Source organism: Cedecea sp. FDAARGOS_727 (assembly GCF_012273235.1).
GTDB classification, from domain to species: Bacteria; Pseudomonadota; Gammaproteobacteria; order Enterobacterales; family Enterobacteriaceae; genus Cedecea; species Cedecea davisae.
This window is the reverse complement of the sequence record NZ_CP050966.1, coordinates 3,067,895-3,081,932: the sequence shown is the minus strand read 5'-3', so window position 1 is coordinate 3,081,932 and position 14,038 is coordinate 3,067,895. Positions and strand designations below refer to the sequence as shown.

10 protein-coding genes are annotated in these 14,038 nt (G+C 49.8%); 5 read left to right on the top strand and 5 right to left on the bottom strand.

The features are described from left to right. Window positions 1-45: 45 nt before the first annotated feature. The 3 genes from purC to dapA form a co-directional block, all read right to left on the bottom strand. Window positions 46-759 (bottom strand): phosphoribosylaminoimidazolesuccinocarboxamide synthase, encoded by a 714-nt coding sequence (purC, locus tag FOC35_RS14615; RefSeq protein ID WP_172569292.1) that lies wholly within the window; start codon window positions 757-759, stop codon window positions 46-48. Window positions 760-977: 218 nt separating this feature from the next. Further along, window positions 978-2,012, bottom strand: coding sequence for an outer membrane protein assembly factor BamC (bamC, locus tag FOC35_RS14610; protein WP_016537599.1), 1,035 nt, complete (start codon window positions 2,010-2,012; stop codon window positions 978-980). 16 nt (window positions 2,013-2,028) lie between these two features. Continuing rightward, window positions 2,029-2,907, bottom strand: a complete 879-nt coding sequence (dapA, locus tag FOC35_RS14605) for a 4-hydroxy-tetrahydrodipicolinate synthase (protein WP_016537600.1) — start codon at window positions 2,905-2,907, stop codon at window positions 2,029-2,031. A 146-nt stretch (window positions 2,908-3,053) separates the two neighbouring features. Between dapA and FOC35_RS14600 the strand changes: the two genes are divergently transcribed. Beyond that, window positions 3,054-3,608 carry a glycine cleavage system transcriptional repressor gene (locus FOC35_RS14600; protein WP_039898557.1) on the top strand — a complete coding sequence of 185 codons (555 nt, stop codon included), beginning with the start codon at window positions 3,054-3,056 and terminating at the stop codon, window positions 3,606-3,608. A 15-nt stretch (window positions 3,609-3,623) separates the two neighbouring features. Continuing rightward, window positions 3,624-4,094 carry a thioredoxin-dependent thiol peroxidase gene (gene bcp, locus FOC35_RS14595; protein WP_016537602.1) on the top strand — a complete coding sequence of 157 codons (471 nt, stop codon included), beginning with the start codon at window positions 3,624-3,626 and terminating at the stop codon, window positions 4,092-4,094. Window positions 4,095-4,144: 50 nt separating this feature from the next. Here bcp and FOC35_RS14590 read toward each other — a convergent pair whose 3' ends face one another. Then, on the bottom strand, window positions 4,145-5,221 hold the full coding sequence (locus FOC35_RS14590) for an AI-2E family transporter (RefSeq protein WP_172569291.1): 1,077 nt from the start codon (window positions 5,219-5,221) through the stop codon (window positions 4,145-4,147). 205 nt (window positions 5,222-5,426) lie between these two features. On the opposite strand from FOC35_RS14590, the gene bepA reads away from it, so the two are divergent. Together bepA and arsC are read left to right on the top strand one after the other, a co-directional pair. Continuing rightward, complete coding sequence (bepA, locus tag FOC35_RS14585; RefSeq protein WP_172569290.1) at window positions 5,427-6,890, top strand: beta-barrel assembly-enhancing protease; 1,464 nt, start codon at window positions 5,427-5,429, stop codon at window positions 6,888-6,890. Between the two features lie 12 nt (window positions 6,891-6,902). Continuing rightward, a complete protein-coding gene (gene arsC / locus FOC35_RS14580) occupies window positions 6,903-7,259 on the top strand; it encodes an arsenate reductase (glutaredoxin) (RefSeq protein ID WP_172569289.1) in 357 nt (118 codons plus the stop codon). Window positions 7,260-7,292: 33 nt separating this feature from the next. Here the strand turns inward: arsC and opgB are convergent, their stop codons facing one another. Further along, window positions 7,293-9,581, bottom strand: a complete 2,289-nt coding sequence (gene opgB / locus FOC35_RS14575; RefSeq protein ID WP_172569288.1) for a phosphatidylglycerol--membrane-oligosaccharide glycerophosphotransferase — start codon at window positions 9,579-9,581, stop codon at window positions 7,293-7,295. A 549-nt stretch (window positions 9,582-10,130) separates the two neighbouring features. Between opgB and FOC35_RS14570 the strand changes: the two genes are divergently transcribed. Next, the gene (locus FOC35_RS14570) at window positions 10,131-13,955 is read left to right on the top strand and encodes a dermonecrotic toxin domain-containing protein (RefSeq protein WP_172569287.1); all 3,825 of its coding nucleotides are present in this window, start codon (window positions 10,131-10,133) and stop codon (window positions 13,953-13,955) included. The last annotated feature ends 83 nt before the right edge of the window (window positions 13,956-14,038 follow it).

Below are 14,038 nucleotides of genomic sequence, written 5' to 3'. Positions count from 1 at the left end.
GTGCGCAAAAACGCACCCCATTGCGCAACGTAAACGATTGCGTGGTTAGTCTAGTTTAACGCCAAGACGGTGAGCAACTTCCTCATACGCTTCAATCAGGCCACCCAGGCTCTGGCGGAAACGATCTTTATCCATCTTATCAAGCGTCTGTTTGTCCCACAGGCGGCTGCCGTCCGGGGAGAATTCGTCACCCAGCACCACTTCGCCTTTGAACAGGCCGAACTCCAGCTTGAAGTCGACGAGGATAAGCCCGGCGTCGTCAAACAGCTTGCTCAGCACGTCGTTTGCCTTGTAGCTCAGCTCACGCATGCGGGCCAGATTCTCTTTGCTCACCCAGCCAAAGGTTTCGCAGTAAGATTCGTTGACCATAGGGTCATGCATGGCGTCGTTTTTCAGGAACAGGTCAAACAGCGGCGGGTTCAGCTTAATGCCTTCTTCAATGCCGAGGCGTTTTACCAGAGATCCTGCGGCACGGTTACGAATGACGCATTCAACCGGCACCATATCGAGCTTTTTAACCAGCACTTCGTTGTCGGACAGAAGCGCTTCCATCTGGGTCGGGATACCCGCTTCTTCCAGTTTGGCCATAATGAAATGGTTAAACTTGTTGTTTACCATCCCTTTACGGTCGAACTGCTCAATGCGCGCACCGTCACCTGCTGACGTATCATTGCGGAACTCGAGTACCAACAGGTCCGGGTTCTCCGTACTGTAGACGGTCTTCGCTTTGCCACGATACAACTCAGCTTGCTTTTGCATCTTTCTTACTCCAGGTATAGCGATCGCTTGCGCAATCGGAGGGGTTTACCCGTCATACTTCAAGCTGCATGTGCGTTGGTTGCGCCTGCTCACTCCGGCCACATAGTTCGCTATGCTCCCGGAGATTTCCAGTCTTACCGCCTTCCTGCAGCTCGAATTATTCAGGGTATCTAGATAGGCTTAAATAACAAGGGCCGGAATTATCCGGCCCCTGAGTATTACTTGCTGAATGCTGCCTGGAAGACGGCTACCAGAGCATCATTCTGAGACTGCGTTAGCGTGTGCCCTTTCGGGTCGATGAACTGCAGGCTACTGCGGTTATCGAGGTCGCCGACCTGCAGCTTATAGTCGCCGCTCACGAGGCCCGGGTCTTTTGCACCCAGCTCGCTCCACGCACTGTCGGAAAGCGGTTTGTAGGTCACCGCGATATTGCCCTGAGAACGGGTAGTATCGGTGGCTTTCATGCCCACTTTTTCCAACGCGGCCGGCAGACGGTTCCACACGACGTTAAACGGCGCACGGACCACCAGCATTGGCAGGCCGGTATCATCCGCGGCGCTCTGCACGTCGAGCTGTGCGGAGCTGCGATTGTCCTGCGTGTTCTGGCGAGCCGTTTCCGACTTGTCGAGGCCCGCGCTGATGACGTTCAGCATCTGCGCGCTGTAGCGCTGCATGGATGCGGCATCGGCAATTGGCTTATCGCCCTGCTCCAGATTCAGCAGCTTAACCACAACCGCCTGCTGGTAGTTCTGAGGCTGCACGGTAATCTGGTAGCGGCCACGATACTGCACGTCTTCGTCAGCACGGTTCCACTGTACCCAGTCGGTAGTCAGGGTCTGCCCAGCGTCGTCGCGCTTCGCAATCGTGTAGTTCTGGGACTGAATAATGCTGACAACCTGGTTCCACAGGCCGCTGGCTTTATTCCCTTCAACCAGCAGAGACGCGGTATCGCCGGTAAACTGAGTACGCGCCCCGTTGACCAAAGCCAGAGCCTGAGCCGGTGGGCGAATATCCAGCTGCTTACCTACAGCACCGCTGCCGTTAGTGACCGGAATGTTGTAGTCGCCATTCTGTATCGGCAGGATCATCCCGGCCGGAGAGTGGATTTCCGCAAGTGGGGTTGCATCCAGGTAGGACTCATCGCCGCTAACCTGACGCTTGTAACGCTGATCGGAACTGCACGCCGCTAACAACATGGCGAGCGAAACAACAGCAACTTTTGCCACCGTCGACTTCTGTACTGAGTAAGCCATCAAATCTCCCTAAGCTTTACAGCAAACCGGCATGCTTAAGCGCACTGATAATCACCGGGCGACTTTCGTCGGTCAGCGGCGTCATCGGCAGACGTAAGGTATCGGTTGCCACAAGACCCAACTCCCTGGCGGCCCATTTCACCGGGATAGGGTTGGGTTCTACAAATAATTTATGGTGCAGCGGCATCAGACGCTGGTTAATTTCGCGAGCCTGTGCAAATTGCCCTGAGGTGGCCAGTTTACACATTTCCGCCATCTCACGCGCGGCTACGTTTGCGGTAACCGAAATTACCCCGTGGCCGCCGAGCTGAATGAAGTCCAGCGCGCTGGCGTCATCGCCGCTCACCAGGATGAAGTCATCTTCAACCAGCTCTTTGATCTGGTTTACGCGACTTAAGTTCCCGGTGGCTTCTTTGATACCGATAATATTTTTAATTTTCGCCAGGCGGCCAACGGTTTCCGGCAGCATGTCGCAGCCGGTGCGCGACGGCACGTTGTACAGCATCTGCGGCAGATCGGTGCTTTCAGCAATCGCTTTGAAGTGCTGGTACAGGCCTTCCTGGGTAGGACGATTGTAATAAGGGGTGACCGTCAGGCAGCCAACAATTCCACTGTTGTGGAGGTGTTTGGTCAGGGAAATAGCTTCAGAGGTGGCGTTCGCACCGGTGCCGGCAATAATCGGGATACGCCCGTCAGCCAGTTCCACCGTGAGCTTCACTACGTCGACGTGCTCGTCGTGGCTTAAGGTAGCCGATTCACCGGTAGTCCCTACCGATACAATCGCCGACGTTCCGCTGGCGACATGGTAATCAATCAGTTTTTTCAGGCTGGACCGGCAGACACTACCTTTCTCATCCATCGGCGTAATTAGCGCGACAACACTTCCCGTAAACATTAGCCACCCTCTTTGCAAACATGTTCTCCAATGTTACGTTTGGTGCCATAGCAAAAGCAAGCCGCCAGAAGGCGCTAAGCGGTTGGCAGCATACTTTTTTTATGCTTTCCTAATGTCAATCTCACCGATTCACAGGAAGAACGCGCTTGGCACCCTCATCACGTCATTATTTGGTTATCACAGCCCTGGGGGCGGACCGCCCTGGTATCGTCAATACCATTACCCGCCACGTCAGCAGCTGCGGCTGTAATATCGAAGACAGCCGCCTCGCGATGCTGGGTGAAGAGTTCACCTTCATTATGCTGCTCTCCGGCAGCTGGAACGCGATAACCCTGATTGAGTCCACCCTGCCGCTTAAGGGCGCGGAGCTTGATCTGTTAATTGTGATGAAGCGCACAACGGCTCAGGAAAGACCGGCGATGCCCGCCACCGTCTGGGTGCAGGTTGAAGTCGCCGACTCTCCACATCTGATTGAGCGTTTTACCCACCTGTTCGATACCCATCAGATGAACATTGCAGAGCTGGTTTCCCGCACCAAACCCGCCGAAAATGACGTTGGCCCGCGGCTGTATATTCAAATAACCGCCCACAGCCCAGGCTCCCAGGATGCAACAATTATTGAGCAAGCTTTTAAAGCCCTATGTACAGAATTGAAAGCAGAAGGCACTATTAGCGTGGTTAACCCACAGCAAGACGATTAAAGACGGAGAGTAGCGATGAGCCCACTGAAAGCCGGTGATATTGCACCGAAATTTAGCTTGCCCGATCAGGACGGCGAACAAGTAAATTTAACCGACTTCCAGGGACAGCGAGTTCTGGTTTATTTCTATCCTAAAGCGATGACACCAGGCTGCACCGTGCAGGCATGTGGTTTGCGCGACAACATGGATGAGTTGAAAAAGCGCGGCGTGGAAGTGCTGGGAATCAGCACCGACAAGCCGGAAAAACTTTCCCGTTTTGCCGAGAAAGAGCTGCTTAACTTTACCCTGCTTTCTGATGAAGACCACCAGGTCTGCGACCAGTTTGGCGTGTGGGGAGAGAAATCCTTTATGGGCAAAACCTATGACGGCATTCACCGCATCAGCTTCCTGCTGGACGGCGAAGGCAAGGTTGAGAAGGTGTTTGACGATTTCAAAACCAGCAACCACCACGACATCGTGCTGGGCTGGGTGAACGAAAACGCCTGACCCGAGAATAAATAAAAAAGCCGACTTAACCGTCGGCTTTTTTGTGGCTGTTATTTATCTCCGACGCCGTCGTCGATAAGCGTCGCATCCGGCCAGGCATGTACCACAGCCTTAATCAGCGTAGCCAGCGGGATGGCGAAAAACACGCCCCAGAACCCCCACAGCCCGCCGAAGATAACCACCGAGAGAATAATCACCAGCGGGTGAAGGTTCACCGCCTCGGAGAACAGCACCGGCACCAGCAGGTTACCGTCCAGCGCCTGAATAATCAGGTACACGCCGAACAGCGTCCAAAATTCCGTACCGAGGCCAAACTGGAACAGCGCCACACAAACCACCGGGATAGTGACCACAAATGCGCCGATATACGGAATAAGTACCGAAAGGCCGACAAGCACCGCCAGCAGCAGCGAATAGTTAAGCCCGAAGACGATAAATCCGATATAGGTCGCCACGCCAACCACGATCATTTCCAGCACTTTGCCGCGAATGTAGTTGGTGATTTGCTGGTTCATTTCCAGCCAGACCTGCCCGGCGAGGCCACGATTACGCGGCAAAATGCGGCGCACGGCGTTCAGCATTTGCTCTTTGTCCTTCACCAGGAAGAACACCATCAGCGGCACCAGGATCAAATAAATGGCGAGGGTCAGCAGCCCAACCAGCGACGCCAGCGAGAATTTCACCACCTGGTCGCCCATGCCGGACAGACGCCCACGCATGTTCTCCGCCATAGCATCAATAATGCCCGCATCCACCAGCGCCGGGTAACGCTTAGGAAGCGTGGCGGCAAAGTCGGACAGCTTATTGAGCATGCCCGGCATGTCGCGAATCAGGTAGATGCCCTGCTGCCAGGCTACGGGAGCGACCACCAGCACCATCAGCAGCAGAATGCCGACAAATAGCACCAGCACGATAGTTGTTGCCCAGGTGCGAGAGCAGCCCACCCGCTCAAGGCGAACGGTCGGCCACTCCAGCAGGTAGGCCAGCACGAGGGCAACCAGCAGAGGCGCCAGCAGGCCGTGAAGGAAGAACAGGATGCAAAAACCCGCCACCAGAATAACCAGCAGGGCAATAGCCTCCGGATCGCTGAAACGACGGCGATACCACTGCAACAACATGTCGAGCATACATCCCTTCCGTGAAACTTTTGTACGAGGCCGAATTGTATCTAAATGTCACCGCAAAGACTTCGCTTTTTACGGCGCATTACAAACTGCTTATCCACTAAATAAAATGTTCGCAGCTTCAACGCCCTACAGTACACTTCTTTATGCGAACAAACTGGTATTCATCGTGTCAAAATCTGGACGACGACTAAACGGGACAGTAGTTATGGTTAGGCAGTTGAAAAAGCCCCTGATTGCAACACTTATGGCGGCGCTGCTGGCAGGCGGCTCGCTTCCGGCACGGGCGGATGTTACCGATCAACTGCCCGATATGGGGACGTCGGCAGGCAGCACGCTGTCCATCGGCCAGGAGATGCAGATGGGCGATTTCTACGTCCGTCAGCTGCGCGGCAGCGCACCGTTAATTAACGATCCCTTGCTGACCCAATATATTAATTCCCTCGGCATGCGGCTGGTTAGCCATGCCGACTCGGTAAAAACCCCGTTCCACTTCTTTTTAATCAATAACGACGAGATTAACGCCTTCGCCTTCTTCGGCGGAAACGTGGTATTGCACTCGGCGCTGTTCCGCTATGCCGATACCGAAAGCCAGCTGGCTTCGGTTATGGCGCACGAAATTTCCCACGTTACCCAGCGCCACCTCGCGCGCGCGATGGAAGACCAGAAGAAAAACGCTCCGCTGACCTGGGTTGGCGCTCTGGGCTCTATTCTGCTGGCGATGGCCAGCCCGCAGGCCGGGATGGCGGCGCTTTCCGGCACGCTGGCGGGCTCGCAGCAGGGGATGATCAGTTTCACCCAGCAAAATGAGCAGGAAGCAGACCGCATCGGGATCCAGGTGCTTCAACGTTCTGGTTTTGATCCACAGGCGATGCCCGGCTTCCTGGAAAAATTACTCGACCAGGCTCGTTATTCTTCTCGCCCGCCGGAAATTCTGCTGACCCACCCGCTGCCGGAAAGCCGCCTTGCGGACGCCCGCAACCGCGCCAACCAAATGCGCCCGGTTGTTGTGCAGTCCTCAGAAAATTTCTACATGGCAAAAGCCCGCGCGCTGGGGATGTATAACTCCGGGCGCAACCAGCTCTCCACCGATATGCTGGATACCTGGTCAAAAGGCAACGTGCGTGAGCAAAGCGCAGCCCAGTACGGTCGAGCGCTGCTGGCCCTACAGGCCAGTAAGTACGATGAGGCGAGGAAGGCTCTACAGCCGCTGCTTAGCGCCCAGCCGACTAATCCGTGGTATCTCGATCTCGCTACCGATATCGACCTCGGCCAGCACAAGGCCAACGACGCCATTAACCGCCTGAAAAACGCGCCGGATCTGAAAAATAACCCGGTGCTACAGCTCAACCTATCCAACGCTTACCTTGAAGGCGGCCAGCCTGCCGCCGCGGTAACCCTGCTCAACCGCTATACCTTCGCCCATGCCGACGATACCAACGGCTGGGATTTGCTGGCTCAGGCTCAGGGAGCGCTGGGTAATCGCGACCAGGAGCTGGCCGCCAGGGCGGAAGTTATGGCATTAAACGGGCGGCTCGATCAGGCTATTTCCCTGCTCAGCAGCGCCAGTTCGCAGGTCAAGCTGGGCAGCCTGCAACAGGCGCGTTATGACGCCCGCATCGATCAGCTGCGCCAGCTACAGCAGCGTTTTAAACCTTATATGAAGATGTAAACAGGAGTCTCTATGTCCACGAAGGTCGAAATCTACCACAACCCGCGCTGTTCCAAGAGCCGCGAAACGCTGAGCCTGCTAAAGGAAAATGGCGTTGAGCCGGAAGTGGTGCTTTACCTGGAAACCCCGCCGGATGCAGCAACCGTCAAGTCGCTGCTGGCAAAATTAGGCTTCACCAGCGCGCGTGAACTAATGCGCCGCAAAGAAGACCTCTACAAAGAACTGAAGCTTGATGACCAGAGCCTCGGGGAAGACGCGCTAATAAACGCCATGATTGAGCACCCGAAGCTTATCGAACGCCCTATCGTGCTGGCCAACGGAAAAGCTCGCATTGGCCGCCCGCCCGAGCAGGTTCTGGAAATCCTCTGACCTGCCCGCCCGTTCCCCTCCCGGGGAGCGGGATTATTCGCTTATCGGCACAATCTTCAATTCAGCCAGCCCCACCCCGAGCTTGCGCGGCTCATGCCCAAGAATATTTCCCTCGTTCGACAACTGCGGCTTCGGCGGCTCAATCGTCAGCACGTTACTGCCTTCGGGGTTTTCAAAACGCAGCGTGACGGTAGAAAGCTGATCCCCAAATGTGATCGTCTGTTCCTGCTCTCCGACTTTGATCGATACCGGCTCACCCACGTTCGGGCCAAAAGCTTTGGCGATCAGCACCAGATCAAACTTCTCTGGCAGCGGTTCAAGGTAGTCAATCTTCACCTGCGGTGCGGTATTAGCGTTCGACCAGCGCCCCCAGGCCTCCGGGCGGGAAACTCCGCTGAACTGCTTCACGCTTTGCGGCGCTCCGGCCACGTTGAAAATAAAGCTATCGGCCTGGTAACGGATGTCTTTTTCATCGGCTTTCAGCTGTGAGACGTTGCGTTTAAACCGCGCGTTATCGAGCTTTTGTTCGGCAAACTGCACGTTATATTCATCAAGCGGATTGCCCGCCAGCCGCACCGTCGGCTCGCCGCCGAGCTGCCCCTGCGCCACGCAAAGCTCATTTGAAAGCGCAAGCTCCGGCGCCCACAGGCGAGCCATTTTGTAGCAGCGGTCGGCCCAGATAAACCGGTCATCGCTTTTAAAATCAGCCAGCTGGTAGCGCAGAGGCGCAGAATATTCACTCTCCGGCAGCGGCTCGATTTTGCCCTTACCAATTTTCAGCAGCAGCGGCAGCTTAAAGTGCGCCCCGGAATAGCTGAAGATATTTTTCTGCTGATCAATACTGTAGCGGCTGATGGTTTTGGGGAAATTCCACAGGTCGATAACGTCCGGCTTCCACTCAACAACCTTCTCTTTGAGGTTGGTGAAAACCATCGACAGTGACTCACCAGACAGGCTGCTGCGGCCCAGCCCGATATAGTTTCCACCGCCGAGGATATCCAGCACGGTTGCGCCGTTATCCATGGTGTTGCGTTTCACCGCCTTAAGCCCGGCCTGCGGTTTATCGCCGCGGATCACAAAGAACAGATTCTGCCTGTCCTGCTTTGTCAGATATTTATAAGCGGTGTTGTTCATCGCAAGGTGGTCAGAAGAAACCACAATCACCGTATTGCGGAAATAAGGCGAGGCTTTGATTTTTTCAATCAGCGCGGCAATGTGCTGCTGGCTACACGCCACCGCGCCAAATGAGCGATTGTCTTTGCCTTCGTAGCTATAGCCGCGCCGGGTACAGGTTTTCGATATAAATCCGTCCGGGTGATGGGTGTCTACCGTCAGGGTAAACAGGGAGAAACGCTTGCCGGCCTTCGATAGCTCGATGAACTTTTCATAAGCCTCTTCCAGCACGGTATCATCGTAAAAGCCCCAGTTATTACGATAGTTCGGGTCGGCCACCATTCCCTTCAGTTCCTGAGCGCCATACATATGTTCAAAGCCGTGAGATTGCAGGAAGATGTCTTTACCGGCAAAGCGCAGGTCAGCCCCCTGAATAAAGTAGTTTTGGTAGCCGGAGGCTTTCAGGATATCGCCAAGACAGATGTTCTTCGGGAAGAAGCTCGACATTGAAGCCGACGAGTTACCTTCAAACGGGGCAAACAGCGGGATCCCGCACTGCGAAGCGACAATCCCGGCGATGGTGTAATCCATGCCCGGTATCTGGCCGGTATGGCTGAAATCCAGTGAATCGCTTTTCAGAGCATTTAGCTCCGGCGCAAGCCCCGGAAACTGCTGCTCGTCAAAATAAGTACGCTCAAGGCTTTCGCCGTAGATATAAACCAGGTTCAGCTTCGGATTTTTGATGTTGCCTTCCGGCACTTTGTACCACGCGGAAAAATCGGAATCCCCGCTGCGGGTCTGGGATTTAATCAGCGAAACTACCTGCTGGTAAGCCGGTGTGGTTTTAATCGAGAGCAAAGCCAGTACGAGCGCCAGCACGCTATAGCCGAGATGATGAGGCCGATTTTTACGCCGCAGAACCCACGTCAGGCCACCAAACATCGCCACCAGCGCGGCGGCAATGCCAAGCCCGGGCAGAACATATTTGCCAACGCCTGCCCCGGTCATGCTGCTGGTCAGGGTATAGAGCACCGCATCGTTAATGCCTTCGCCGGTAAAATAGTTACTCGCCAGCAGCGTAACGTTAAGCACGATAAACAGACCGAGCATCACCAGAATGGCCGTCAGCCACCAGATGTTTCGCCCGGCCTTCGCCGCGTACACGGCAATCGCCGCTATAAATAGCCCAACAGAAAGCAATTCCGACAACGCCAGTACCTCAAAAACCCCGCCGTGCGGCGCGGTTTCATGACTCAGGAAGATAAGAACCCGCCAATTTAGCGTCGTTGCAACGCCGCTGCAATTCCCCCGTAATCAAATTGTGCATCGCTTTGGGTTTCTCGCCACTTATGTGCATTTTAAGACAAAAACCCTTTAATAGTTTCCAGCTATTACAATCATCGCCACTACAACGGAGCGGGGAATTGACCTGTTTAGCCGTTAGATGCTGTAATTTCACCGCTGTTATAATTTTTTAAAGTGGAATTGTAACGCGCAACGCCGGCCCCCTTCCCGCAACGAAGGGGGCCAATAAAAAACCATCTCGCCCTATCAATTACAACATCCAGAAGTTATTGCTCAATAATCACCAAAAATAACAATTCATTGAAATCATTTTCTTCTTCAATTCTTCGCTAGTCGTCATTAAGCGTTTCCTGCAAGAAAGACTCGTCCCATACAAATAATCTGCTGACCTCTGAAATAAAAAAATAAATTTATCTTCAGGGCAACTCATTCATTATTTTCGGGAATATAGTCATGCCAAATATATCAATCCCTTATCAACAGCATCGCCGGGCTACGGGAAGCCACACCATGCAACAAGATAAATACCAGCTTACTCAACAGTCTCAGGATGAAAGAATCAAAAAACTGGCGTGCCGGCCAGGTTTACATTCGGGTAATCACAACAGACAAAATACTGCTCATGCGATGGTTAATCTTCTTGCGGTACTGAGTACGGTGCGAAATCATCATATCGGGCCAGCCGTAACACCTGCGAGGGCTGAAGATATTTCGAGAGAAAACCGTACACGCCAAGCCAATTCTCCCCAAACCCGACCAGAAGTGAACAAGGTGTTTTTGGTGCCAGAAAATAAGGTTAACCTGCCAGCATCCATAAACTACTCCCCCCCACAAAAACCACTCCCGGACATCCCTTCCCGGCCTCCGGAAATATGGAATAAAATGACCTATGGAATACAACAGATAACCAATTATATTACCCCCTACGATATTTTAAAATTCCCGATGGCTAACGCAGACTCTGTTACCCCATCAGTTGCCCAGCAAAATCTAACTGACCTATTTGACAATATAACCGAAAGCATTATCGACATTCATGACGATTTCATCAGCAGTGGAGACAAAAAAATATCTCAATACTATGAAGACACATCATCGACAAAAAGCAGAATCAAAAATCTTGTTTCAAAACACATAAAAAAAACAATTCCTAAATTTAAAAATATAAATATAGATCCAACGACAACTTACCTACTGTGCCTCAACGGAGACTATATACTGGTAGAGGATAAATTATTTCCGCGAAGGCCTTTCCTGGATAAGATAGCGGATCAACATATCGTTAAATTATCTCCAGCCAAAATAAACACAAGCCTTACCAACTGGCTGCTCAACTCAAAAGACAACCCATTTGACTGGGAAGAATCTCGTATAGATAGAGATTGTGGAATTTATAATATTAGTAAAATAAACCAGAAGTATTTCATTAAGAAAGACGAGTTAAATATCCTGGCATCCGATGTCGTCACTATTTTCTCTGACTTTGATATCTCATCTTTTGCCCAGAATCAGCTGCTCCCTTCATTAGAAAACAAAGAAGCATTTATCAAAAGACGTTTCATTGACTTTGTTATTGGTCTGGAAAATAGCATGATCGATAACAATTTTGTTAAAGATGCATTACAGGGAATAGGCAAGCTACCGGGAAAAGATGTTACCCTATCACCATTCGCCATCAACAGTTATGAAGCTTCAAATGCTTTTATATTCAAGAATCATAAAAATGGTCGTATAACACTTTACTTCCCTAACAATATCGTTAAATTTATCGGTCTACCGAACGACTCAGCAATGGAGCGCTGGGTAATGCATTTTTGTAAAACAAGAAACGGAAGGGAGCAATTAGCATCACACTTCAGCTTACTCATCCGCCAGGATGGTAAATTTTATTATGGCATTGACAGCTGGCTGATATATTTTGGACAAAACAATGACTACGGCAATGCAATTGCAAGAGGAGCACCAATCAATAAAAATAGATTCTTCTATGAATATCATGACAGAATATTAAAGAAAATAAATTCAGACCTTCATATAATAGATTTAGCACCAGGCGTGTATAAGACAGGATTATGGGAAAATTTACTCTATGATTTAAATTTGATCCCCAACCCTATCACACCATTTATTTCATTTGCTTTTAACCTTGTACGCGCTCTGAATGCCGACAGTTACCAGGAAAAAATATCCGAATACAAAAAACTGCGTGATAATGCTATTAACATATTATGCATGAGTTTGCTCAGTGAAATGCTGGAGGCAGAAGAACTCCTGGGCTACGCATTCATTAACAGGGTACGAGTTTTACTGACTGATGACAATGAACTCTTAACAATGGTAAATCTTAAAGAATCAGAAAAAATTCTACTCAAGGAAACGAACGCTCTCTCTTCTCCTCTTTCCGATCCATTGACCAGTAAAAATATTAACTTCTATAGTTTTCATAAAACCAGAATACCTAAATTTAATGAGAATTATTTTATTGAGGATGAAGCATATCAATATCTGATGAAAAATGGAAAACCCAGCCAATCCCACCCCAAAATTAATGTAGGGCAAGGAGTTTTCATTGATAATAACTTTAATATGATATTCTCTATAGGTGATAATAATTTCAACATCCTACACATTGATAGTGAGGGAACGGTTGAAATAGAGAATCTTAAAAAGAGTGAAAAGTCCGTAACAAAACTCTACCCTCACAATGACAAATATCTGCTAATTAGAGAAAAGAATAACGATGAATTCCTCACCACTATTCCGCTAACTGTATGTGCCGAGAAAAAATCACCAACACAAAAATCAAGATGTAGTCAATTAAAAATGACGTCATCTCTTGACCAACTATTAAAAAAAGAAATCAAAAACAGAAATACCAGCAGCAAAACTATATTAACTAAAGACATGCATCCTCTTCCTGATGAGAAGTACCCAAACATCTATCGCAACCAGAAAAATGGAAAATATTACTTCCTTCATGAAGGGCATTTCTTTAATGCTGAATGGATAGCTGCCGCAAATAAAAAAAACCCAACAAATAAAGAAGCCCTTAAGCTTTATAAAAGTCCATTACTGTCTGGAAAAAAAGATAAACTAGCCATCGTGACATTGATAGAGAAAAAAAATGACAAAGATACCGAGGTCATTCTTAGCCTTCCTGAGGAGTATCTGGCAAGCACCGTAAATGTTCCTCGGGCATCGATAGATAACTACTTCGAAAATGAAGATCTTGTTTCACTCGGCCATGCAAATAAAATTCATACTGCTGTCGCAGCTATTTTAAAATCTGGCGTATATAACATCCCCGATATAGAGCTCCGTATTACACCCAAGATAACTCTTTCACCGGATATTATCAGAGCAGAGCTATATCCCAAAAGATATTCACAAGCAACGGAGAACATTATCCAATCAATTTCTCTCTCAGAAATAAATGAGGGTTCTTTCTCATATCTTTACGCTGCAAAATGGAAAGTATCAAGCATCATTAATCATATTAAAAACAACGTGTTTGAACTCGTTATGAACAGGCTTGAGGTATCTGACAAAAAAGTAACCGATTATATCTCCAGCACATTCAAAACAGACAGCACATTGTTTATTCATAGCTTCTCCGCAGCCCTCGCTCAGCGCATTGAATTTATCAGAGAGAATTTAAAATCAGACAAAATAATATTATCTTACATCAATAAAACCCCATCAAAAACCTTTAAACAACTCTTGCCCAAAGAGGATCCATATGGGCCGCCGATCTTAAATTATGCAGATTGTTTAACCGGTACGATTGCATTCACGCCTACCGATGGCAGCAGAAACTTTGTCATAAACTCCGACAAACTGTATTACATGAACGGGGACCATGAAACTTATCATTATGTTGAGGAGGGCAAACACGCTCCTGATTTGGTTAACATCCTTGTGCATGAAGCTTCGCACTTTGGCGGCATGGCACTGGATATAACCTACAACCCGTTGCATCAAGGACAGTATTTAGAAGCATCGAAATCAATCAGCCACATGATAGATAAAATAAAAAATGGAGAGATAAAGAGAGACGAAAGGCTTAATTTTGAGAAATTAAATCTTAACTACTTTAAAAGTATCGCAGTTTATAAGCCTTTAATGCAGGAACTGGCCGACAACCAGGCTCTGGATTATCTTCTCAGAAACGACCCGGGTTATTTAGCTACAGTTATGCTCAATAACGCCGATAGCATTGCTCTTTTAGTACGTGACATTTACGCTCTGTTCACCAAAAAAACCTCCGCCGCGGGCTAATACCGCAGACTTGATATCACACTCTCCTGTATCAGCCGGTAAAGGAGAGTGGTTCGGGAATTCCTCGTCAATTCACCTGCACA

Bases quoted from the DNA above. Each gene is read 5' to 3' on its own strand.
- purC (WP_172569292.1), bottom strand. From the start codon at position 759: ATGCAAAAGCAAGCTGAGTTGTATCGTGGCAAAGCGAAGACCGTCTAC.
- dapA (WP_016537600.1), bottom strand. From the start codon at position 2,907: ATGTTTACGGGAAGTGTTGTCGCGCTAATTACGCCGATGGATGAGAAA.
- FOC35_RS14590 (WP_172569291.1), bottom strand. From the start codon at position 5,221: ATGCTCGACATGTTGTTGCAGTGGTATCGCCGTCGTTTCAGCGATCCG.
- arsC (WP_172569289.1), top strand. From the start codon at position 6,903: ATGTCCACGAAGGTCGAAATCTACCACAACCCGCGCTGTTCCAAGAGC.
- bepA (WP_172569290.1), top strand. From the start codon at position 5,427: ATGGTTAGGCAGTTGAAAAAGCCCCTGATTGCAACACTTATGGCGGCG.
- bamC (WP_016537599.1), bottom strand. From the start codon at position 2,012: ATGGCTTACTCAGTACAGAAGTCGACGGTGGCAAAAGTTGCTGTTGTT.
- FOC35_RS14570 (WP_172569287.1), top strand. From the start codon at position 10,131: ATGCCAAATATATCAATCCCTTATCAACAGCATCGCCGGGCTACGGGA.
- bcp (WP_016537602.1), top strand. From the start codon at position 3,624: ATGAGCCCACTGAAAGCCGGTGATATTGCACCGAAATTTAGCTTGCCC.